18 protein-coding genes, 1 tRNA gene and 3 pseudogenes are annotated in these 20,920 nt (G+C 60.0%); 19 read left to right on the top strand and 3 right to left on the bottom strand.

What is annotated here, in order from left to right:
* Positions 1-73: 73 nt before the first annotated feature.
* From gap to AC2FNA_RS19525, 8 genes are all read left to right on the top strand, one after another.
* On the top strand, positions 74-1,099 hold the full coding sequence (gap, locus tag AC2FNA_RS19560) for a type I glyceraldehyde-3-phosphate dehydrogenase (RefSeq protein ID WP_496829413.1): 1,026 nt from the start codon (positions 74-76) through the stop codon (positions 1,097-1,099).
* An 81-nt stretch (positions 1,100-1,180) separates the two neighbouring features.
* On the top strand, positions 1,181-1,552 hold the full coding sequence (locus AC2FNA_RS19555) for a winged helix-turn-helix domain-containing protein (RefSeq protein ID WP_496829411.1): 372 nt from the start codon (positions 1,181-1,183) through the stop codon (positions 1,550-1,552).
* A 65-nt stretch (positions 1,553-1,617) separates the two neighbouring features.
* A complete protein-coding gene (modA, locus tag AC2FNA_RS19550; RefSeq protein WP_496829409.1) occupies positions 1,618-2,367 on the top strand; it encodes a molybdate ABC transporter substrate-binding protein in 750 nt (249 codons plus the stop codon).
* Between the two features lie 3 nt (positions 2,368-2,370).
* Positions 2,371-3,063 (top strand): molybdate ABC transporter permease subunit, encoded by a 693-nt coding sequence (gene modB, locus AC2FNA_RS19545; protein ID WP_496829407.1) that lies wholly within the window; start codon positions 2,371-2,373, stop codon positions 3,061-3,063.
* Positions 3,060-4,139, top strand: a complete 1,080-nt coding sequence (gene modC / locus AC2FNA_RS19540; RefSeq protein WP_496829405.1) for a molybdenum ABC transporter ATP-binding protein — start codon at positions 3,060-3,062, stop codon at positions 4,137-4,139. The genes modB and modC overlap by 4 nt, the downstream gene beginning before the upstream one ends.
* 63 nt (positions 4,140-4,202) lie before the next feature.
* Positions 4,203-4,278: transfer RNA gene (locus tag AC2FNA_RS19535), tRNA-Val, on the top strand.
* 89 nt (positions 4,279-4,367) lie between these two features.
* Positions 4,368-5,933, top strand: a complete 1,566-nt coding sequence (locus tag AC2FNA_RS19530) for a DUF6538 domain-containing protein (RefSeq protein WP_496829403.1) — start codon at positions 4,368-4,370, stop codon at positions 5,931-5,933.
* Positions 5,934-6,068: 135 nt separating this feature from the next.
* A complete protein-coding gene (locus tag AC2FNA_RS19525; protein ID WP_496829401.1) occupies positions 6,069-6,440 on the top strand; it encodes an XRE family transcriptional regulator in 372 nt (123 codons plus the stop codon).
* Positions 6,441-6,923: 483 nt separating this feature from the next.
* Here the strand turns inward: AC2FNA_RS19525 and AC2FNA_RS19520 are convergent, their stop codons facing one another.
* Positions 6,924-7,511, bottom strand: coding sequence for a hypothetical protein (locus AC2FNA_RS19520; protein WP_496829399.1), 588 nt, complete (start codon positions 7,509-7,511; stop codon positions 6,924-6,926).
* Between the two features lie 440 nt (positions 7,512-7,951).
* Between AC2FNA_RS19520 and AC2FNA_RS19515 the strand changes: the two genes are divergently transcribed.
* The 9 genes and pseudogenes from AC2FNA_RS19515 to AC2FNA_RS19475 form a co-directional block, all read left to right on the top strand.
* On the top strand, positions 7,952-8,986 hold the full coding sequence (locus tag AC2FNA_RS19515; protein WP_496829397.1) for a helix-turn-helix domain-containing protein: 1,035 nt from the start codon (positions 7,952-7,954) through the stop codon (positions 8,984-8,986).
* A 495-nt stretch (positions 8,987-9,481) separates the two neighbouring features.
* Positions 9,482-10,453, top strand: a complete 972-nt coding sequence (locus tag AC2FNA_RS19510; protein ID WP_496829395.1) for a hypothetical protein — start codon at positions 9,482-9,484, stop codon at positions 10,451-10,453.
* Between the two features lie 114 nt (positions 10,454-10,567).
* Entirely contained in the window at positions 10,568-11,218 is a 651-nt protein-coding gene (locus AC2FNA_RS19505) for an integrase core domain-containing protein (protein WP_496829393.1), read from the top strand.
* A gap of 851 nt (positions 11,219-12,069) precedes the next feature.
* Positions 12,070-12,237: pseudogene (locus AC2FNA_RS19500) on the top strand (IS110 family transposase); the annotation flags it as partial.
* A 298-nt stretch (positions 12,238-12,535) separates the two neighbouring features.
* Positions 12,536-13,261 carry a hypothetical protein gene (locus tag AC2FNA_RS19495; protein ID WP_496829391.1) on the top strand — a complete coding sequence of 242 codons (726 nt, stop codon included), beginning with the start codon at positions 12,536-12,538 and terminating at the stop codon, positions 13,259-13,261.
* 309 nt (positions 13,262-13,570) lie between these two features.
* The gene (locus AC2FNA_RS19490; protein ID WP_496829389.1) at positions 13,571-14,083 is read left to right on the top strand and encodes a hypothetical protein; all 513 of its coding nucleotides are present in this window, start codon (positions 13,571-13,573) and stop codon (positions 14,081-14,083) included.
* Between the two features lie 84 nt (positions 14,084-14,167).
* Positions 14,168-14,614 (top strand): hypothetical protein, encoded by a 447-nt coding sequence (locus tag AC2FNA_RS19485; protein ID WP_496829387.1) that lies wholly within the window; start codon positions 14,168-14,170, stop codon positions 14,612-14,614.
* 243 nt (positions 14,615-14,857) lie between these two features.
* A complete protein-coding gene (locus AC2FNA_RS19480; protein WP_496829385.1) occupies positions 14,858-15,847 on the top strand; it encodes a hypothetical protein in 990 nt (329 codons plus the stop codon).
* A gap of 473 nt (positions 15,848-16,320) precedes the next feature.
* Positions 16,321-18,543 (top strand): annotated as a pseudogene (locus tag AC2FNA_RS19475) (UvrD-helicase domain-containing protein); the annotation flags it as partial.
* A 184-nt stretch (positions 18,544-18,727) separates the two neighbouring features.
* Here the strand turns inward: AC2FNA_RS19475 and AC2FNA_RS19470 are convergent.
* Together AC2FNA_RS19470 and AC2FNA_RS19465 are read right to left on the bottom strand one after the other, a co-directional pair.
* A complete protein-coding gene (locus tag AC2FNA_RS19470) occupies positions 18,728-18,985 on the bottom strand; it encodes a hypothetical protein (RefSeq protein ID WP_496829383.1) in 258 nt (85 codons plus the stop codon).
* Positions 18,982-19,197: pseudogene (locus tag AC2FNA_RS19465) on the bottom strand (YcbK family protein); the annotation flags it as partial. The gene AC2FNA_RS19470 and the pseudogene AC2FNA_RS19465, both read right to left, overlap by 4 nt.
* A gap of 767 nt (positions 19,198-19,964) precedes the next feature.
* Here AC2FNA_RS19465 and AC2FNA_RS19460 point away from each other — a divergent pair.
* Positions 19,965-20,258, top strand: a complete 294-nt coding sequence (locus AC2FNA_RS19460) for a helix-turn-helix domain-containing protein (protein WP_234221916.1) — start codon at positions 19,965-19,967, stop codon at positions 20,256-20,258.
* 8 nt (positions 20,259-20,266) lie between these two features.
* Positions 20,267-20,830 carry a hypothetical protein gene (locus tag AC2FNA_RS19455; protein ID WP_496829381.1) on the top strand — a complete coding sequence of 188 codons (564 nt, stop codon included), beginning with the start codon at positions 20,267-20,269 and terminating at the stop codon, positions 20,828-20,830.
* Positions 20,831-20,920: the final 90 nt, after the last annotated feature.

Below are 20,920 nucleotides of genomic sequence, written 5' to 3'. Positions count from 1 at the left end.
CGATTGCTTTTTTAATTTGTTAGCGCTAACAGATTCTCAACTGAGCCAACCGGGCACATCGATGGAGGAAGGCATGACACTGAAAGTGGCAATCAACGGCTTTGGCCGCATCGGTCGCGGGGTGCTGCGGGCGCTGGTCGAAAGCGGCGCCGATGATATCGAGGTGGTGGCGATCAACGATCTGGCCAGCCCCGAAACCCTGGCGCATCTGCTGAAATACGACAGCGTGCATGGCCGTCTGCGGGCGCGGGTACTGGTCGAGGGCGACCGCATGATCGTGGGCCGCAACAGCATCCGCCTGACAGCGATCCGCAACCCCGAGGATCTGCCCTGGTCCGATGTGGATATCGCTTATGAATGCACCGGGCTGTTCACTGCGCGCGAACAGGCCGCGCGGCATCTGGAGAACGGGTCGAAACGGGTGCTGATCTCGGCCCCCGGCAAGGAAGCGGACCGTACCGTGGTCTTTGGCGTCAACGACAATACGCTGACCGCTGACGATCTGATCGTGTCCAATGCCTCGTGCACCACCAATTGCCTGGCACCGGTGGCGATGGTGCTGGACCGCGCCTTTGGCATCAAGACCGGCTACATGACCACGATCCACGCCTATACCGGCGACCAGCCGACCCATGACACCGCGCATCGCGATCTCTATCGCGCGCGGGCGGCCTCGGTCTCGATGATCCCCACCTCGACCGGCGCGGCGCGCGCCATTTCCGAGGTGCTGCCGCATCTCAAGGGCCGGCTCGAAGGCTCGGCGATCCGGGTGCCTACGCCGAATGTCTCGCTGGTCGATCTGAGCTTCGTTCCCGAACGCCCGGCCACCCGCGAGGCGGTGAACGACGCCATCCGTACCGCTGCCCAAGGGCCGCTGGCCGGTATCCTCGCTTATGAAGAGGATCCGCTGGTCTCGGTCGATTTCAACCATGACAGCCATTCCTCGTGCTTTGCCGCCGCCCAGACCAGCGTCACTGCGGACGGGCTGGTGCGCGTGGTCAGCTGGTATGACAACGAATGGGGCTTTTCAAACCGGATGTTGGATACCGGGCGCCGGATCGGCACATTGCTGGTCGCCCCCCAACGGCTGGCGGGTTGAGCCATCTGGCCGGGCCCCTTTCCCTCTCCTCTGGGCCCGGCCTCTCTTGCCCCCGCGCACATGACGCGCCAGACTCGGGCCATGAGCGACACGCGCCCGCCCCCCGTCTACAAACTGCGCCTCGTTTTTGGCGAAACCGGCATGATTGGTCCGGGCAAGGCGGCGTTGCTGGACCATATCGCGCAAACCGGTTCGATCGCGGCGGCTGGGCGCGCGATGGGAATGAGTTACAAGCGGGCCTGGCAATTGGTCGAGACGATGAACGCCATGTTCCGTGACCCGGTGGTGACGCGTGCTCGAGGCGGTGCCCAAGGTGGCAGCGCCACCCTGACCCCGACCGGGCAAGAGGTTCTGGCCGCCTACCGCCGGTTCGAAACCGCCTGCCACAGCGCGGGCGCCCCACATGCGGAACATCTGCAATCCCTGCTACGAAAGGACGAGACCGGCAGTTAGCCCTTGCACCTGCCCGCGCCCATAGCGATATTTCCATCCAGACATATCGCTTGCCGGAGCCGTCGTTGACCCTTTCCCTGTTCCTTCGTGCGCTCACTTGCGCCCTGCTGCTGGCCGGACCTGCGCACGCGGAACAGATCACCGTCTTTGCCGCGGCCAGCCTGAAAACCGCGCTGGACGAGATCGCCACCGGGTTCGAGGCAGCGACAGGAAACAGCGTTGCTCTATCTTTTGCCGGATCCTCGGTTCTGGCGCGTCAGATCGGGCTGGGCGCACCAGCTCAGGTATTTGTCTCGGCCAATCCCGGCTGGATGGACTGGCTGGCTGATCAGGGCCGAATCGACCCTGCCAGCCGGCGCGACCTGGTGTCAAACCGGCTGGTTCTGATCGCCCCGGCGGGACACGCGCCTAACGGAACCCCGGCCGATCTGACCTCCAGCACCGGACGGATCGCCATGGCGCTCGTCGAAGCGGTGCCAGCGGGAATTTATGGCAAGGCAGCGCTGACTCATCTGAGCCTGTGGGACCAACTCGCACCGCGCGTCGTCCAGACCGACAATGCCCGCGCCGCGCTGGCGCTGGTGGCCACCGGCGCCGTGCCCTTTGGCATCGTCTATGCCACCGATGCGCGCGCCGACCCGCGCGTCACTCAGCTGATGACCTTTGCCACCGACAGCCATCCGCCGATCCTGTATCCAGCCGCATTGGTCGCGGGACAAGAGAATGCCGCGGCGCGTTCCTTCCTTGTGCATCTGTTTGGCACCGAGGCGCAGGCGGTCTTTGTCCGGCATGGTTTCCTGCCGGTGGAGGATTGACCCATGGCGTGGCTCGGCCCTGATGAATGGCAGGCGGTGGCCCTGTCGCTGAAGGTCTCGGCCTGGGCGACGGCGCTGTCGCTGCCGCTTGCGCTTCTCGTGGCGCATGCGCTGGCACGCGGGCGGTTTCCTGGCAAGACGCTGCTCAACGGGCTGGTGCACCTACCGCTGATCCTGCCCCCGGTGGTCACCGGCTATCTGCTGCTGCTCAGTTTCGGCCCCACCGGCACGCTGGGTCAGGCGCTGGCCTCGCTTGGTCTGACACTGGCCTTTCACTGGACCGGGGCGGCGCTGGCGGCTGCGGTGATGGGTTTTCCGCTGATGGTCCGCGCCATCCGCCTGTCTATCGAGGCGGTTGACCCGAAACTGGAACAGGCCGCCGCCACGCTGGGTGCCTCGCGCATCTGGGTATTTGCCACCGTCACCCTGCCCTTGATCCTGCCTGGCCTGATCGCCGGGGCGATCCTTGGCTTTGCCAAGGCGATGGGAGAGTTCGGGGCGACGATCACCTTTGTTTCGAACATACCCGGCCAGACGCAAACTGTGCCCTCGGCCATCTATGCCTTCTTGCAGGTGCCGGGCGGGGAGAGCGCCGCGGCGCGGCTGGTGTTGATCTCAGTCGTGCTGGCGCTGGGGGCGCTTCTGGCCTCAGAGGTACTGGCCCGGCGCGCTGCCAGACGGGTGGCGGGCATATGAAGCTTGAAGTTGAACTGCGCCATCCGATGCAGGGTTTCACACTGGACGTGGCCTTTGCAGCGCCGCCTGGTCTGACCGTACTGTTCGGGCGCTCGGGCAGCGGCAAGACCACGGTGATCAACGCGGTGGCCGGTCTCTTGCGCCCCGAACGGGGGCGTGTCGCGCTGGGGGACCAGTTTCTACAGGATAGCGCCAGTCGAATCTGGCTGCCGCCGCATCGTCGGCGCATGGGTTATGTGTTTCAGGACGCGCGCCTGTTCCCGCATCTGACCGTGCGGCAAAATCTGGGCTATGGTCGCTGGTTCTCAGGCCGGGCCGGCCCTACCTCGCCTGCACAGGTGATCGAGATGCTGGGGATAGGCTCTTTGCTAGACCGCCGCCCCGGTGCCCTGTCGGGAGGTGAGCGTCAGCGGGTCGCGATCGGCCGCGCGCTCCTGTCCAATCCGCGTACGATCCTGGCGGACGAACCGCTCGCCGCCCTGGACGAGGCGCGCAAGGCCGAGATCCTGCCCTATCTGGAAAGGCTGCGTGACGAGACCCGGATCCCGATCCTCTATGTCAGCCATTCCGCCGCCGAGGTCGCCCGGCTGGCCACGACCGTCATCGTGCTACAGGACGGTCGCGTGATCCGGCAGGGCAGCGCCGCCGAGGTGTTGGCCGACCCCGCCGTCACTCCGCTGGGCGCCCGCGCCGCGGGCGCGATCCTGACAGCGCGGGTGATTGCCCATCACACCGACGGCCTGACCGAACTTGAGGCCGGAGGCGAACGCCTGTTCCTGCCGCGCATAGCACAGCCCGAGGGCACGGCGCTGCGCCTGCGCATCCCCGCGCAAGAGGTGATCCTGTCACGCCAGCGCCCCGAGGGGCTTTCGGCGCTTAATATCCTGTCCGGTCATGTAGCGCAGATCCGCAGCGGTGACGGGCCGGGTGCCTTGGTCTCGGTATCCACCCGCGCGGGCACCGTGCTGGCCCGCATCACGCGCCGATCGGCCGCTGCTCTGGAACTGACCACGGGCGCGCCCTGCCACGCTGTCATCAAGTCGGTCGCCATCGCACCCGAGGATATCGGACGCTAACATCACGCGAACGACGAATGCCCCTTGCGCATGTTCCGCCGCTTGGCTAAACCCGCGCGGCACGGGTGATTAGCTCAGTTGGTAGAGCGCTTCGTTTACACCGAAGATGTCGGGAGTTCGAGTCTCTCATCACCCACCACCCTATCCCGTTGAAATCAAATAATAGCCTTGCACCCCGGGGCATTTTCCCATTCTGTGGTTACAGTTTTGGTTACAACAGGTGTCATCATGACAGGCAGAGTTCGTCACCTGATCAACCGCTCCGGGCGCTATCATGCTAGGCTTGTCGTGCCGAAAGATCTGCGCGAGATCATTGGCAAGACCGAGCTACGACTCCCTCTGGGGGGCGACTACCGACAGGCGCTGAAGCTGCTGCCAGGTGCAGTGACCCAACTTCAACACCAGATCGCCCAAGCTGAGCAGAAGGTCGGTTCAGGAAAGGCACAATCCAGCCCTGTAAGGTATCCGCTGGCACCTGATCAGATCGGTTACAGCCATTACATGCAACGCTTGGCCTTCGATGATCAACTGCGGAACGACCCACGCTATGCCGAAGTCGCAATTGATGATGTGCTGGTCGCGCGGCTGCGCAGCGCGGTGGCAGGCCGCGCCAATGACGCTGAACTTAACGCGTTGGTGGGAGCTCAGATCGAACGATTTCGGGCCGCAGGAAACCTGGAGGCTGAACCAGGAAGCGTGAAATGGCGCGAGATCGCCCGTGCCCTTTGCCATGCCGAGCTAGAGGCGTTGGCAAGGGCCGCTGAGCGTGATGAAGGCGATTTCAGCGGCACCCCTAGCGCCCCGATCATCAGGGACGCCCAACCTCCCGAAAATGCACCAGAGCCGGTCAGCATCAAGCGGTTGTGGGGGGACTATGTTGCCGGACGCAGGCGGGCGGGGTTCATGCGCGACGGAGGAAAGCGGCAGGGGGTTGCAATAGAAAGCCTCCGCAAGTTTGTGAAGCACGACGATGCCCGGCGGATAACGAAGAAAGACATGCTGGCCTGGCGCGATTTCTTGCTGTTGAACCTATCGGCTCGGACGGTGAGCGACATTTACCTTTCGACTGCGAGAACCCTGTTTCGGTGGGCTGTGGACAACGACAGGCTGCCTGAGAACCCTGCTGACACGGTGAAACAGCCAAAGCCGCGCAGCGTAAGGACACGAGAAGCAGGTTATACTTACGCGGAAGCCGTGAAGCTGCTCAAGGCATCTCGCGCGTATGTTCCCCATGCGGATGACCTGGGCCGGATCCGAGAAATGCCAGAACTGACCGCCGCGAAGAGGTGGGTACCGATTATCTGCGCCTTCACGGGTGCGCGTGTTTCCGAGATCACCCAGCTTCGAAAGGAAGACATTCAAGAGATCGACGGACATTGGGTGGTGCGGATCACACCTGAAGCAGGAACGGTGAAGACGGGTGCATTTCGAGATGTTCCGCTGCATCCACAGATCATCAACGAGGGTTTCGAGCCATTTGTGAGCACCTCTAAAACTGGCCCTTTGTTCCACAATGGCAATGACCCCGTGAAATATGAGGCCAAGGCCAAGCGATACTCAAACAGGCTCGCCGAGTGGCTCACTGCAAGCGGGCTGACACCGGAAGGAGTCCAACCCAACCACGCTTGGCGGCACCGGCTGAAGACGCAGTGTCGTGAGCTGGGTATCTCTGACCGCGTAGTTGATGCCATCCAAGGTCATGCTGGAAAGACCGCAGGCGACAGCTACGGCGACGTAACGCTCAAGGCCAAGATAGACGCAATCGGTCGGTTACCGCATTATGATTTGAGTTAGCCAGGTTAGATTTTTTCGGAGTCAACATCGAGATGCACTTCTGAGGGTTCTGTCGATCCCGCCACGAACCCCAACCATGCCGTCGCTATAGCAAAGACATGCAGCACATGCTGCGTCACTCTTGCGAGGATAGCGATGACCAGAAAACCGCACGCAGACACCCGGATGGCGAAATACGTCGAGCGCCGGATACTCGAACTGAAACCGAAGAAGACCCAGGCCGAAATCGCCGCCGCGACCGGCTTCCCGAACCCCAACATGATCACCATGATCAAGCAGGGGATCTCCAAGGTGGCGCTGGAATGCGACCCGGCCTTCCTGATGCGGCTGGCCCTGGAGCAGGCAATCGGGCGCACGGCGGCCGAGGCGGTGGTGGAGATCTTCGGCGATCCTGTCACCATGAACGAACGCGGCTGGATCGAGGCAATCCGCGCGGCCTCGAAAAACACCGATCCCCGGCTGACCAGCAGGTCGCAGGCAGCCATCCAGGCGATCTTCGGGAGATGAGCGTGATGGACGAGACAAGCGACCTGACCCCCAACGAGCGCGCCTGGCTGCGCTTCCTGCGCGAGGTGAGCAACGGGAGAGACCCGAGGCCCACGTTGCGCCGGGTGCAGCTCCTGCGGCGCCTTTGTGCACCCAAGAGGGCCTGACCGGAGCAGGCCACGGATGACCGGTGAGGAATGGCGCAGCCGCGGAACCTCGCCGGATCCCGCACAGTGGCTGGAGGGTTGCATCCGGGTTGACAGAGGGTTGCATCCGGGTTGACAGGCGCCTCAAGAGTACCGCTTGGATGGTTAAAGGCGACCCAAAAAGATCTATAAGCGACACGTCAATTGGCGGTAGGGTTGACAAAGGTTTACATTAAGTTGACAGAAACCGGCTCGAAAACGGTTTTTCCCCAGAGATGTAAACCCTGCGAACCCCCGCGACCCTAGAAAACAAGGGGCTTTCTGATGTGGCAGTTGACGCCTGCTGGTTAGCACCGCGCTAAGATGGCCGGATGTGTGTTCGACGACCATGAAGGCGACGGTGAAACAGTGTTGTGTCAATTGCTGAGAACAGCCTTTCCCAGAGCACCAGGGAAGCGTCAGGGCCAGGTAGAGCAAACAGGAACTTCCTTTCAAGAAGACGCCTTGCGTCATCCGGGCGGTGGCCCTGCGACGAGGTGATGTTGGGGCGGCAGGTGATGAAGGTCGCCACGCTATACCAACGGATCGTCTTGCGGAGCGCAGGAAGGTGGCGCCGGGCAGACACCCTCTCTGGCCGGGCGGCTGCTATCCTCCTGTTTCCGGCAATTCGGTTGCTTTCACCTGTCGGGCAGCCGGGGTGATGTCCCAGGGCGTGGTGTAGCTTTCGGTGGCCATCGGGTTTTTCGGTAGGGTCGGGTTGCTGAGCCAACCTAAACCGAGGGATGCCCTGGAGGATGCAGAACTTCAGGAAGGTGGTCTTGCCGCTCCCGGTCTGGCCGATGACGTAGACATGGCGGCGGCGGTCTTCGGCAGACAGGGAAAGCAGCTCATCGGTCGGGCTCGATGTGCGGTATCCCAAATGCAGTTGTCGTGTGGTGCTACTCATACGCCGAAAGCAGCGCAGGGTTCATACCGTCGACAAGTTGTCGGTGAACCGCGAAGGCAGATACCCGGTCCCGCTGCGATAGCAGATCAGGCGAGGAGGCCGATCCCGGATCGGGCCGGGTTCGTCTAGTTTCGTCCAGGATCTCTTCCTCACCAGTAGCGCCACCGAAGCGACCAAGGATCAGCGGCAGTACCTTTCGGCGCTGATCAACTAGGGCGAATCATCACTGGTGCGTGGACATGCGGCGAGATGGCGCCTTCCAGTGCGCCCCTAGCCTCATACGCAGGGGTTGCATCGTGCGATAATGCAATTTCTAAAATATAAATGCGCTATATTATCGGAGATATACCCCAATATAGCATCCTTTAGGGTAAATTAGTGCACTATTGCTTAGTTTGAAAAATGCATTTATGAAAATTAAATGCACTATGGAGGACGACATGAAGCAGATCAACCCGAGAGCGCTCAAGGCTCTCAGAACTCAGAAGGGCTGGAGCAAAGCAAAACTGGCGGAGGAGAGCGGACTCAAAGCCCGACGTCTGATCGAACTGGAGAACGAGGCGGCAGACTTACACTCCATTCGGGAGGGTAGCTTCGAAGGTCTGTGTCGAGCGCTTGGCGCCACCGAAGCGCAGCTGCTAGGTGAGGAGCCCCCAAGCGATCCGTTGACGCTCAAACGTGTTCCCCTGCACGGCAAAATCACGACCCTAGCGCAGATGAACTATGACCTGATCAGCGAGGAATACGGTGTCAGCACAGACCAGCTGCTCCAGATCGCTCCATTGATGTTTGCGATCCTAGTCGAGGAAAGCTTTGCTTGGCGTAAGGAGCAACTTGAGACTCGAAAGCAGATCCAAAAACTGAAAATACAAGTACTGGAGTCGCTCGACGATCCCGACCCTGATAGTACAGATGGGTACATCGAAGAAGATTTACGGCACGAAGAGGCGGAAATCGCTAAACGTGAAGTGTTTAGTCGGCGGTTGTACAAAGATGATATGACGCACGAAGAAGGGCCTATCTCCGACCGGTTCACGGATTTTATCGCGGCACGAGTTAATGCTTCGGAGGGGCGCATTCGCGCTGACTTGAGGGTTGGATACTTCAAGGGCCGTGACATTCGGGATCCGGACACGAAATACATAGCCGCAGCTGAGCTGCTGGATACCGTAGCCCCCGCAGATCACCCTGAGGCCGCGGCCCTTAACAGGCTTCTCCTCATGTCCGGTCTCGCTCGCCTGCATGACTGCCGCAACGGCTGGACCTCTGAACAGTTCGAAGAATGGCTGAGATCAGAGGTTCTCCCGGAACTTGCGACTGTCATGCCGACTTACGCGCCAGAAGTTTATCGGTTCGACGCTGAAACCGAAGGGCTGAGCACTGAAACCGAAGGGCTGACCCTCGATAAGATGGGATTCCCCATCCGTCTCCGCCGTCGCCGTTCATTCGCGGCAGCGCTCGCGGCTCTGTCGTAGGATGAAGGAGATGAGAATGCTTCTGCTTGAACAGACCAGCCATTCGCTCGCCCGTCTCCGTCAGCGCGGCCTGCGCGATGCCGACGTACAACTAATCCTCGAACTCGGTACCGAGTTCAGGCCTGGGGTGTTCATGTTGACCGATAATGACGCTTACGCGTTGATCGCCGAGCTATCTACATTTGCAGACCCTCGGTATCCTGCTTGGCACGGCATGACTGCGGCCGAACTAAAACGCCGGATCGACGGCCTGCGGGGCGCCACCGTGGTGGCGGAGGGCCGGACCGTCATTACCGCTTTTCACAAGACGGGCCCTCATCTGCGAACGGACCCGCGGCGGGATCCCCGCTGTAGACGGCGGCGTCAACGGCGAGAGGCAGAGCGTCGGCGCCGCTCGTTTCACCTTGGTGCCCACTGGCCTAGCCCCTAGGGGGAGGCTGGTTCGCCGTGGAATTCGCCCCACGCATGGTAACCACTCAGACATGGAGAGCCCTGTTGAAGGATATGTCCGACCCATCCCTCAGCGCCTACAGCGGCGTTGAGTGGTCCGCCCCGGATGACGCGACGATCGAGGGGGAGTTCCCGCTCGCCCCACTCTCCTTACGCTATACGAAGGCGCTACGTCGTCTGCACCTGCGCCTGACGGAAATCTCCGCGCTCGAGACCTGGGGCCAGCCGTCCCGAGGAGGCGCCGACGCGCCGGCACAGGAGCTGATCGCGCGAGGGGAACTCGCAGAGGTGCTGACCGTGTTCGAGCTAGACGGTGGACCGGTCCGTCAGTTTCGGGAAGTACAGAGGGTCACCATCACCGCCTCCCCCCTAGGGGCTCATGCGGACCCCGCATTCCAACAGCGTACTGATCCGGACCTTCCCGAAAAGGCTGGGTCTCGGGGCGTTCTCTTCGTCGATTTCGAGGCCGTCAGAGTTCACGGGGAGCACCCGGATCCGGCTCTGAGCCTCATTGTCTCGATGAGTGAGACCGAGTTTCGCCGGGTTTACGCGATGGTCAGCGCGCGCGCGGAAGAGATCAGAGACATAACCCTTGTCCTGGACGCGGACCTGTTCGGGGATGACATCGGGCCAGATGAGGCGTGGAGCGGATGGACCCCCGAATACGGGATGCTGCGGCCCGCAGATGCGCCTCTGGTCTACGCGCCGGCCCGTTTGGACCGGGTGGACGTTGTTCTTGGGCGGTCTCTGGTCCTGGGAGCCGGAGCTGTCGCGTCCGGATCGATCGTAGACGCCTCGCCCCGGAGGCTGGATCAGCCTGATGACGCTCAAGACCTCATCGCTCGGCGGCTAGGGTGGGTCATCGCGCTGCTCGCCGTAATCGCGCTCATCCTGTTGTTCGGCGTAGGGGAGACAGACCGAATTCAACGTCTTCCGCGCCAGATCGCTGAGCATACCCAGTTCTCCATGCCTGAAACAGCATGGGACGATGTAGCCGGATCGAATAGTTCAGCGTAACATGATCAGGTTAATTCAACCAAATTTCCAAAGGAGCGTAGATGCCTGACGAGACGAGTGTTTGATCCCACGGTTTGATGGTGCGATCCATTCGTTGGAATGGAAGGAAGCACTATGGGACAAGTTCGCCACGGCAGCGCCACGACTACGCACGCCATCCGAGCAGCAATACAGCGATCGCAAGCTTCGACCGCGGCGCTGAGCCGGGAACTCGGCATCAACCCGAAGACGGTCGCGAAGTGGCGCACGCGGGAAACGGTCGAGGATCGCAAGACCGGTCCGAAGGACCCGCGTTCGACCGTTCTCAGCGAGGCCGAAGAGGCGATGGTGGTTGCGTTCCTGGAACACCTCCTGGAGGTGGTTCCTTACCGGGTCCACACGATTCTCACCGATAATGGCATCCAGTTCGCCGACCAGCCCAGGAACCGGAACACTGCATATTCCCGGCAGATGCGCTTCGACATGATCTGCGAAGCCAACGGGATCGAGCACCGTCTGACCAAGCCCAACCACCCGTGGACGAATGGCCAGGTCGAGCGAATGAACCGGACAATCAAGGACGCAACCGTCAAACGCTTTCACTACGACAGTCACGAACAGCTTCGTGGCCACCTCGTCGACTTCATGGCGGCCTACAATTTCGCTCGCAGGCTCAGGACCCTCAGCGGCCTCACGCCCTACGAATACATCTGCAAGATCTGGACTTTAGAGCCAGACAGATTCATCATCAACCCGATCCACCAGATGCCGGGACTGAACACCTAGACCGCGGCTCGATTGATCCAACACAGAGCGTCCCGTTTCCAATATTGTTAGCAGCAAAATGTTGAGGTATTTTTCCTCTCACTAGGAGACCAAAATGGCTTTACCGCTAGTCGCCGTCGTTGCTGCGCTAAATGCAGGAGGACAACTGGTAGCTCATTCCGCAGGGGGCTTGATAGTTTCCAGCGCAGCTGCCGGTGGATATGTAGCCGGAACGTACATCAGTACTGCTGCATTGGCTTCTTTCCTCACCGGCAGCGCAGTCACCCTTGGGACCGTGGGCGTTGCCGCAGTAAGTAGCGCGGCAATATGGGCCTACGGAACGTTCGGGGGTGCCATGGCCTCGGTGATTGGCAGCGCAGGTCTTTTTGGGACTACAGTGGGTGCGACCGGAATCACCGGGTTCCTTATGTCCGTAGGAATTCTGGCTGCTGTCCCAATTTTCGTTCCGATTTTTGTAGGCGTAGGTTTACTGTGCCTATTTGCCCTTATTTCAATAAGCCTTCTTCGAGCGCGTTCTGTCCGTCGACTGAGACAGAAAGTCGTGGAAGCTGATGTAGGCGAAGAACTGCATTTCTCACCTAAAGAAGCAAAAATCGTTGAGCGCATTCTAGGGAGCATCTCGAGACCACACAGCTGGTTCTGGAGGATGTGGATGCAGTTCTTTGGAAGACAGCAGTCAATTCTATAATGCTTTTAGCAGTTGGGGTCTGCTTCCGGCTGGCCTTGGCCTGGGTCTTGCGGAGGCGCTTTGACCTTCACCTGACGAAAGCGACGCGGTGAAGGCCCCTCCCGGCGTCATTGATGTGCCATGGTGGTGGGTGTTGAAACACCGCTACGGATGGGGATCGTCCATGGGAGAAGTTAGCATCATCGGCCTGGATTTGGCCAAGAACGTGTTTCAGGTGCATGGCGCCAGGTCTTACGGGTCGGTTGTGTGTCGTCGCAAGCTGTCGCGGGCACAGCTGCTGAAGTTCCTGGCAGCGCAACCGCCCTGCGTGGTGGCGACAGATTCCTGCGCCAGGACCATCCAATTTTTTGGACGGTTCCGATCGTCGCCAAGGAATGGCTCTGCATGCCAGCAGGGATACACCGACCACCCGACAAAGTTGAGAAGTCTTAGAAAAATCCGTGGAAAGTGATGGGGATGTAGTCTGGAGCCGGCAACGTCCGGGGTCGAAACCTCCCATATCAGGTTGTTTCTCACTGCGGTGTCGAAGTGGCGTAGCGGATTTACAACAATTGGCTCGGTGGGCGGTATGGCGATTGTGAACCAACCGCCTGACGCTAGAGTCCGACGGACCAGAAAGGGAGATCAACATGTCCCTGCGCAGTGATGCAGCGATGGTGCTGTTCTATGACATCGACGGCGATACGGCCGATCACGATGACTGGCACAGTTACGAGCATTTCCACGAGCGGCTGTCGGTGCCAGGGTTCCTGCGAGCTACAAGATGGATCGCGACGGACGGCGCGCCGCGTTACATGGTAATCTACGAGGTCAGTGGCATTGATGTCGCCACCTCACAATCCTATCTCGACCGGCTCAACGACCCGACCGAGTGGACCCGTGCGATGATGCCGAGGTTCCGCGGCATGACGCGCGGCTTCTGCACGGTCGTGGCCAGTTCCGGCTTCGGTCTTGGCGCCGCGGCAATGGCTTTGCGGTTCCGACTGGAGGATGGAACCGAGCCAGCCCTGACCAACTGGTTCGCCACAGAGGTGTTGCCGCCGATGGTGAACCTGCGCGGTATCGCCGGGGCGCACCTGCTGCAGCCGGCCGCACCATCGCCGATGACGCGCGAACAGGCCCTGCGCGGTGTTGACCGGCCTATGCCGTGGCTGGTGATCGTTACCGGCTATGATGCCGCCGCTCTGGACCGGACCATAGCGGACTACCTCGCTCCCGATGCATTGGACAGGCAGGGCGCCACAGACCTCACCTACAGCCGCTATTCCATGCACCACACCGCTGACCGCGACGAGGTGAAACGCACGGCGAAGCCGCCAGTGCTGAGGCCGCAAGGACGCAGGTTGAGCATGTAGGTCTGTTCCGGCCGCAGATAATGACCCGAGCGCCGTTAACCAAACACCGGGTGCCTTCAGTGCCGGTTTTTCGTGCATCCAGCTGGCGGCACATGAATGTGTCCGGAAAGCGCTGGGAGCGCCCAGGGCGCGCGCTTCAACTTCAATGATGTCGCAACACACTAGACGCTGCCAGCGCGCGAGCCAGCCATGCGGCTATGGTCCTGAACACGATGGCTGACACCAAGGCAATGAAAAATTGTATTTACCACTTGCATTGGTAACGCGTTACCGTTACACATAGCTTCAGATGGTAGAGGAGAATCTACAATGGCAATGACGCCTGCTGAAAAGCAAAAAGCGTATCGAGAGCGTAAGAAAGCTGAAGAGCAATCGCTAGGCGACGCAACCTATTCCGTATTGAAGGAACCGTTCTTTAGTTGGCTGGAACGGACCGAGGCATATGGCGATTGGAGTGCAGCGGAAGCCGAATTGAACTTGGCAGCTCTGGAAATGCCGCCATTCGAAGACGACGGCGGACCGCGCCCCTCGGATGATGCCTTCGGCGACGACATTGCCGAATATTATCGTGGTTACAGCGGGTCGATAGGGCGCGCTGAAGCCATGGTTGACCAACTGATCGGTGCGGCGAGTTGCATTGCGGCAGCCATCAACAACTACAAACGCGAAGAAATCGAGGCTCGACTTTCCGAGGTAGAAGCCTCGACCAAGATGGACAAGGCCGAAGCCATGCATGAAGCCGTGCGACTTACCAAGATGCTGGATCAGCTGAAGAAGCAGGCACGAAGGAACTTCCCACAGTGGAAGGTAGCGGGCGTCTGAGCGCCCATAACCGCGGCGTGGTCCCGGCCTAGGAAACTGAAACCACGCCGCATTATGTAACGTCTCAAACATTGGAGAGACATCATGGAAAACAATATCACCACCAACCTGGCAGAAGCAACTCTGACGCAGAAGGAACTGTTTTGGCGGTTTCTTGATGCGCCTTTCTACGAGCGCAGTGAAAGATCGACGCTGATCAACACCCGCACTGTGAGCGAGGTGACCGTCGCAGAAGGGTTCAGCGGTTTCAATTCAGGCATCTGGAACGAGTTGGGTTACGGTTGGAACGATTTGCATCAGTCCCTGCTGGAAGAGCGTCGCGACAGCGAAAGTCCTGTATTTGATCTAGACGAGATAGTGTCGGATCTTGTCAGCCAGCTGCGCGATTTAGTGAACTTGCAGCGTGGTTTCGATGAGCTTTGTTCGGCCTCACGCACTGAAGAGCCGGATGACAATGCATCTGATGAAGAAATCCGTGAATGGGAAGACAGCCCCCGCTATGTTCTGACCGAACGCAAGGTCCCCGGTTAACTCCTTGAAGAAGGGGAACCGCGCCTAAGCGTGATCGCCGGGCGTGACCCCGACCAGATCTTCAGGTTCAGAAAAACTGAACAGGCGTGATGCCAGTTGCCCGGGTTGGGAGACTTGGCAATGTCACGCGGCGTCTGGACGGGTGGGCGCATGGATTGAGGACGTGGAAGAAATACGCTCCGTCTGACACCCGTCATCACTGAGATTTTCAACAAAAGCCCGGCTTTCGGGAATGGAGAAGACATGTCTCTCGACAAGAATGAGCTTGAAGTCCGCCTGCGCCAGTTGGTGCGCATGACCAAACTTATCCCTCGGCCTTTGCTGGCGCTCGAGGCGGAGCTGATGGCCGCGAAATGGCCTGCATACCGTTTCCTCTCGCCGATGAGCGCTACCAGACTGTTCCACTCTGAATACGTGGCGGCCTACAAGGCCTACTGCTCGACCAACATCGACCGCGAGACAGGAGAAAACATCAAGGTGGGGACAAAGCTGCGGTTCCTGACCCCGAATGCGCACCTGACCCAGCTTTGGAAAGCGCGCCAGCTCGCCGACAGCCTCGGTCTGCCCTATCCGGATTACCTCGAATTCGCCTTCAGTTTTGCGGCTGAACGCCGTCGTGCGCACGCCCCGCAGCCCAATCAGCTCGGCCCTAACGACAAGACCCGGGAAGCTTGGTGCAAAAAGCTCGAGGCGTTTTGGACCCCCGAGCGGGCTCGTCTGGCACTGAACCGGATGGAACCGATGGTGCAGTATGCATGCGAGTATGATCGTGGCCTCCCTGCACAGCGCAGGTTCCGTGAGGAGCTTGTCGAGAGCGAAGCCGCATCCGGTTGTGCCCTGGATGGCTTCATTGGGCGCAACGTTGTTTCCCTTCGTTACTTGCGGTCCGAAGATTGCGCGCCGTTGGGCGCGGACGCCGCTGCAGCAGCCCTGGAGCGGGTGAGCCGGGAGCCGGAAGCCCGCTTTTATCCGGCGCATAGTTACGACCAGCCCGGACCGGAGAGCTTTCTGCCGAGTTGCTTCGGACTGCCTGGTATCAAGACTAACGATCCGGTGTACTGCGCCTGTCCTCTCAAGCAGCAGTGCATGATCGCCCGGGACTTTGTCACGGAGCGGGTGAAGGCCGAGACCGGTTCCGATGATCCGGTGGCTGAGAACAGCAAGCGAAAGAACCGGCAGCGAGTCGCGCAGTATCGTGCCCGGAAGAAGGAGGAGGCGAAGATGCACACTTAGCAGTGACCGAAGCATCCGACCGGATGCGGTCATGTAACGGTCCCCTAGTGATAAACGTGTAGTCTGAGAGCAGAAGTAACAGAAATATAGGGTGGCATTACGTTATCCTGAAAGTGTGCCCCTATATTTCCCTGCGTTGACAGGCGCTTTTTTTCTGAACTCACACGAAGAACTAGGAGCCCGTTACAGGCAACCCCTCCGGAGGCCGACAGCGCTACGCGCTGCCTTACCTCCTGCGGAACCCAGTCGCAGGACGCAACAAACCCCAAACAACCACCTCCGGGCGTTCGCTCGGCAGGTTTATTAAGCCTCGAAACCGCCGGCTACGCCGGCGGACCAAATCTTGCACCCCAAAAGGAAACAAATTCCATGGATAGAACTACTCTCACCTTCTCCCCGCAGCAGGAAGCAGCGCTCGACAACGTTGCACGCTGGCTGAAAAGCGACACCAAGACCAAACCGGTCTTCCGGCTCTTCGGATACCCGAAGAAATCCTCCTTCTGGCCTTCGCGAAGAATGCGGCCGAAGAAATGTCGGAACGGGTTGAAGCGCGATCCGGCGTGCCCATCGTGGCGCGGACCTTCCACGCGATTGCCTATGACATCATCGGGATCGTCGAAGGATCGAAGCCTGCGCTGGCCGACCATGCCACCGACGACACGGCGTTCAGCAACCTAATCAAGCAGATCCTGAAGGACCTAGTATATCGCCTGTCGGAGGTGTCGAAGGCGATCATCCAGTTCTTCGCGCATTTTCTGGTCGAGCCCAAGACGGAATGGGACTTCAAGACCAAGCATGACTTCTACACCCACATGGAAGCCCAAGACCTGCGGACGCTGCAGGGCGAGAAGGTCAAGAGTTACGAAGAGCTGCAGATCGCCAACTGGCTTTACGAAAACGGCGTCGACTACGAATACGAACCCCTCTACGAGCACAAGGTTTCCGAGATCGGCAGGCGCGATTACCAGCCCGATTTCCGCCTGACCGAAAGCGGCATCTACATCGAGCATTTCGGGGTGCGTCGTGAGAAGGCGCGGGACGGTACTGAGCGGCTGGTCACGGCGCCCTTCGTGGACCGCGACGAATACCTGGCGGGAATGGACTGGAAGCGGAAGGTCCACGCCGAGCATCAGACCACCCTGATCGAGACCTACAGCTATGAACGGCAGGAGGGGTGCTTGCTGACCGGCCTCGCCGAAAAGCTGGCGCCGCATGTCACCCTGAACCCCCGGCCGGTCGACACCATCTATGACCGGATCGTCGAGCTGAAGCAGGTCGATGATTTCTCCAAGCTCATCGGAACCTTCCTGCGCAAGTTCAAGAGTGGCGGCTACAGCCTCGAGGATTGCGAGACCAAGTCAGATCGGATGAAGCTGGGCAAACGCGCCCGGGCGTTCCTCGATGTCTTCGCGCCAGTCTTCGAGGAATATCAGAAGCGCCTCGAGGGCCGGATCGACTTTGAGGACATGATCCTGCGTGCCGCGCGCTATGCAGAGGACGGTCGCTATGTCAGCCCGTTCCGCCACATCCTGGTCGATGAATTCCAGGACATCTCGCAAAGCCGGGCCCGTCTGGTGAAGGCGCTGAAGGCCCAGCATCCGGATGTGCGAGTCTTTGCCGTGGGTGACGATTGGCAATCGATCTTCCGCTTCGCCGGGTCCGACATCGACCTGATGCGCCATTTCGGGCGGGTGTTCGGGGGCAGCTTCGATGGCGAAGCGGGCGTGCACAGGACCGTCGATCTCGGCCGCACCTTCCGTTCGGTCGACCAGATCGCCTTTGCCGCCCGGACCTTTGTTCTGCGGAACCCCGCCCAGATCGACAAGAAGATCGTCCCGGCTGGGACCGCGACCGACCCGGCAATCAGGGTCGTCTCAGTTTCCAAAGGCGAGGAAGAAGGGAAACTTAACGAGGTCCTTGCGGCCCTGTCTGCCGCCGCGGCGCTGGAGGCCAAGCCCGCGACGGTGCTGCTCCTTGGGCGTTATCGCTTCAACGAGCCAAACATGCAGGGTCTGCGCCGCCGGTTTTCGCGGCTGAAGATCAGCTTCAAGACCATCCATGCCTCCAAGGGGCTGGAAGCCGACCACATCATCCTGCTGAACGCCGACAGCGGGCGCATGGGTTTTCCGTCCGAGATCGTCGACGACCCCCTCCTGTCGCTGGTCTCGCCAGAGGAAGAGGCCTTCCAGAACGCCGAGGAGCGGCGTGTCATGTATGTGGCGATGACGCGGGCCCGTCACACCCTGACGATCCTTGCCTCGAATGCCCGTCCTTCGTCCTTCGTGACCGAGCTTCGCAAAGACCCCGCCTACGGGATTTCGACAGTTCCCGGAGCTGAACCAGAGGCCCACGTCTGCGGCGAATGCGGCGGGCGATTGCTGGGCGTGACCGGGCAGGATGGCCGCATCTGGTACCGGTGCGAACATGTGCAGCATTGCGGAAACCTGCTGCCCGCCTGCCCATCCTGCGGCACCGCCCTGCCACGCCAGGCTGACGGGACGAACGAGGTGCGATGCGAGTGCGGAGCCACCTATCCGACCTGCCCGGACTGCGAAGATGGCTGGCTGGTCGAACGCAGTGGCAGTTTCGGAAAGTTCCTCGGCTGCGTTCGCTATCCGACCTGTACCGGAAAAGCGAAGATCGCGACCGGCAATCAGCAAGCCATCCCCAAGCCACAGCGCCGGAGAAGGATCTGATACCAGGAAATAATTGTCCCGGCTTTCACCGGCACGCGCGTGCCTGATCCGCATCACGGCGTAATCGGCCGGCAACTCGGTAACTGCCGAGCCTTCCGGAAGCATGGCCAGCTCTTCGGTTGCGCGTGCTTGGAACTCGCGCGTGTACTCCACTACGGGTGGGCAGACGGTCGCGGTTATGGGCTCAGAACTGACCGTTGCGCAGCCGGTCAACAAGCTCGTCGCGATCGCGAGGACGGCGAGCCACCGCCTCCAGCATCCTTCGCTGAACTTCATTGGCTTTCTCCTTGGTGTCTAGGCGTTCCGCCAGGCGACCAGCGCGCTCGCCGGAGCGCTTGAGCGCGAGCAGGAACAGGAGCACCGCGAGAGCGATGGCGCCGTAGCGCAGAGCGGCCCGCATCCACGGGGCGGCGGCGATCCCGGTGAACAGAGCAGCGATCATCGTTGCCACCGTTTCCAATCATCCAACCGCGCGTAGATCGTGACCGCGATACCGCCGAGCGCTGTGGCAATGAACACCCAGCGCAGCGTGTCGAGATAGGGAACCAGCGGCAGGATGGCGGACTGGGTTTCCGCCAACACTTGCTGTGCCACCTCGACACCGGCCGCCCCGAGCGTCGCAACGCCAGCCGCGCCACCGCCCTTCATGGTCCGGCAGCATCAGTTGCATCCAAATCAGGTCAGCACATGGAAGCGGCTGCGCCTCTCGCGTTTTGCGGTTCTGTTCCTCTCCAATGCGATAGACACACGGGGCGAAGTTTTGGCGGGCTTGAAACTCAGCGCATTGGAATAAAGAGGAAAAATCAGACCGAACGGAATTTGGTGAGGTTCGCCCGAATAGAGACGGAGCGCCGTTTGGAGCCCGGAACGAGTGCGGCGCACAGTCTCAGAGTGTTCTTGCACCGGTTTCGTTCCGGTGATTTGTTCATTTTAGGCGGCGATCTTTTTGAAGGCTACGGGTGATTTTCCATCCAGCGCTTAATGGCGCCTGCGGGAGTTATAGAAGCCGTTGATGTAGCCCGCCTTTGCGAGGCAGATCGTGAACGGTGCGACAAAATCTTGTCCATTTCATAGGTGGTTACATGGTTACAAAAAACCATTTAAGCTATTGAAAATACTTATATCGTGCAGAATTCGAGTCTCTCATCACCCACCATCCCCGCATGAGACACACGCGTTCGCCGGCCTCGGAACGCCACATAGAATCAAAAAAAGCCCGATGCCTTGCGGCACCGGGCGTATGTCTTGAAAGAGCCTTTTGGCTGCCACCACTCACTCTAATCGCAGCCCTATTAGGCGATCTACTCTAAAGAAATCCAGATTTGTGTCAATATGATACCCCTCGAAAACTTGGCAGCTAGCCTGTTGTGCTATAAAACTGTGCAAAAAGCCGCTCAGAAAAATCAGGACCACTTCCCCGAATGCAGACCCTCTCGAAGCTGGCGGAACTGCGCCGATTGTTGCACAGCATGGAACGTACACTTGGCCTGCAAGACCTGAGTCCGGTCGAGCGAGACATCTACTACGCGGCCAGCGAGTTGTCAGAAGATGACAGCCGGGTCCGTACCGTCGGGTTGATAGAACACGCACTTCTTGAAACGGTATCGCGGCCGACTTTCTTTCGGGCGCTGAAATCTCTGGTCAACAAGGGATACCTTACGCAATGCAGCACCATGAACCGGGGCTGCTATGTCGTCCGCTCTCCAGATAGCTGAGCCCGCACATGGGCACTAAAGAGGGCAGTTTAGGCCAGCTGGGCGTCGAAACAGCCGTGGTTTCGGGCGCATATTTTGCCACGATCCTGATAACTTTCGAACTGGTACTCCCCCTCCAGAGCCTGATCTTTCCCGAGTATTCGAGCCGGGCCAGCCTGCTGTTCCTGCCGCATGGGGTCCGTGTCCTTTCCGCGTGGCTGCTGGGATGGCGCGCGATCCCGGCCCTGCTGCCCGGGGTAATTGCCACATTTCTCTATGTTGGCGGCATGGATATACTGCTGCCCAGCCGTCTGTTCGCCATAGCGATAGCAGTTGGCACGGTTCCGGCCTGTTTTCACCTGCTTCGGACCCTCGGATTTGACCTGTTCCCGAACCGCTTGCGCCCGCCCTGCTGGCTGTGCGTGATGGGTGTGGGCATCGTGACCTCTCTGATTATCGCCAGCTTGACCAATCTCGCCTTTGGCAGCGATCCGGTCGAGGCGGTCGCGTATCTGATCGGCGATGTGTCGGGCTTGTTCTTCGGCATGCTGGCACTACTCTATGCGCTTCGCGCCTTTGGTCGGCGTCTCTGATCCTGCGCTGCATGCGCGAAATCATCACGTAATTTTCGGTCCATTTCCTCGCATTCCTCGCATTTTTGTTGCGCTGCATGTGCAAAATGA

Source organism: Ruegeria sp. YKSD163, assembly GCF_059612905.1.
Note: the sequence above shows the minus strand (reverse complement) of the source record. Positions and strands in the feature narration are given on the sequence as shown.

What these genes read in the sequence shown, in the direction of transcription:
- gap (WP_496829413.1), top strand. Translation starts at nt 74, where the DNA reads ATGACACTGAAAGTGGCAATCAACGGCTTTGGCCGCATCGGTCGCGGG.
- AC2FNA_RS19555 (WP_496829411.1), top strand. Translation starts at nt 1,181, where the DNA reads ATGAGCGACACGCGCCCGCCCCCCGTCTACAAACTGCGCCTCGTTTTT.
- modB (WP_496829407.1), top strand. Translation starts at nt 2,371, where the DNA reads ATGGCGTGGCTCGGCCCTGATGAATGGCAGGCGGTGGCCCTGTCGCTG.
- modC (WP_496829405.1), top strand. Translation starts at nt 3,060, where the DNA reads ATGAAGCTTGAAGTTGAACTGCGCCATCCGATGCAGGGTTTCACACTG.
- AC2FNA_RS19530 (WP_496829403.1), top strand. Translation starts at nt 4,368, where the DNA reads ATGACAGGCAGAGTTCGTCACCTGATCAACCGCTCCGGGCGCTATCAT.
- AC2FNA_RS19525 (WP_496829401.1), top strand. Translation starts at nt 6,069, where the DNA reads ATGACCAGAAAACCGCACGCAGACACCCGGATGGCGAAATACGTCGAG.
- AC2FNA_RS19520 (WP_496829399.1), bottom strand. Translation starts at nt 7,511, where the DNA reads ATGAGTAGCACCACACGACAACTGCATTTGGGATACCGCACATCGAGC.
- AC2FNA_RS19515 (WP_496829397.1), top strand. Translation starts at nt 7,952, where the DNA reads ATGAAGCAGATCAACCCGAGAGCGCTCAAGGCTCTCAGAACTCAGAAG.
- AC2FNA_RS19505 (WP_496829393.1), top strand. Translation starts at nt 10,568, where the DNA reads ATGGGACAAGTTCGCCACGGCAGCGCCACGACTACGCACGCCATCCGA.
- AC2FNA_RS19495 (WP_496829391.1), top strand. Translation starts at nt 12,536, where the DNA reads ATGTCCCTGCGCAGTGATGCAGCGATGGTGCTGTTCTATGACATCGAC.
- AC2FNA_RS19490 (WP_496829389.1), top strand. Translation starts at nt 13,571, where the DNA reads ATGGCAATGACGCCTGCTGAAAAGCAAAAAGCGTATCGAGAGCGTAAG.
- AC2FNA_RS19485 (WP_496829387.1), top strand. Translation starts at nt 14,168, where the DNA reads ATGGAAAACAATATCACCACCAACCTGGCAGAAGCAACTCTGACGCAG.
- AC2FNA_RS19480 (WP_496829385.1), top strand. Translation starts at nt 14,858, where the DNA reads ATGTCTCTCGACAAGAATGAGCTTGAAGTCCGCCTGCGCCAGTTGGTG.
- AC2FNA_RS19470 (WP_496829383.1), bottom strand. Translation starts at nt 18,985, where the DNA reads ATGATCGCTGCTCTGTTCACCGGGATCGCCGCCGCCCCGTGGATGCGG.
- AC2FNA_RS19460 (WP_234221916.1), top strand. Translation starts at nt 19,965, where the DNA reads ATGCAGACCCTCTCGAAGCTGGCGGAACTGCGCCGATTGTTGCACAGC.
- AC2FNA_RS19455 (WP_496829381.1), top strand. Translation starts at nt 20,267, where the DNA reads ATGGGCACTAAAGAGGGCAGTTTAGGCCAGCTGGGCGTCGAAACAGCC.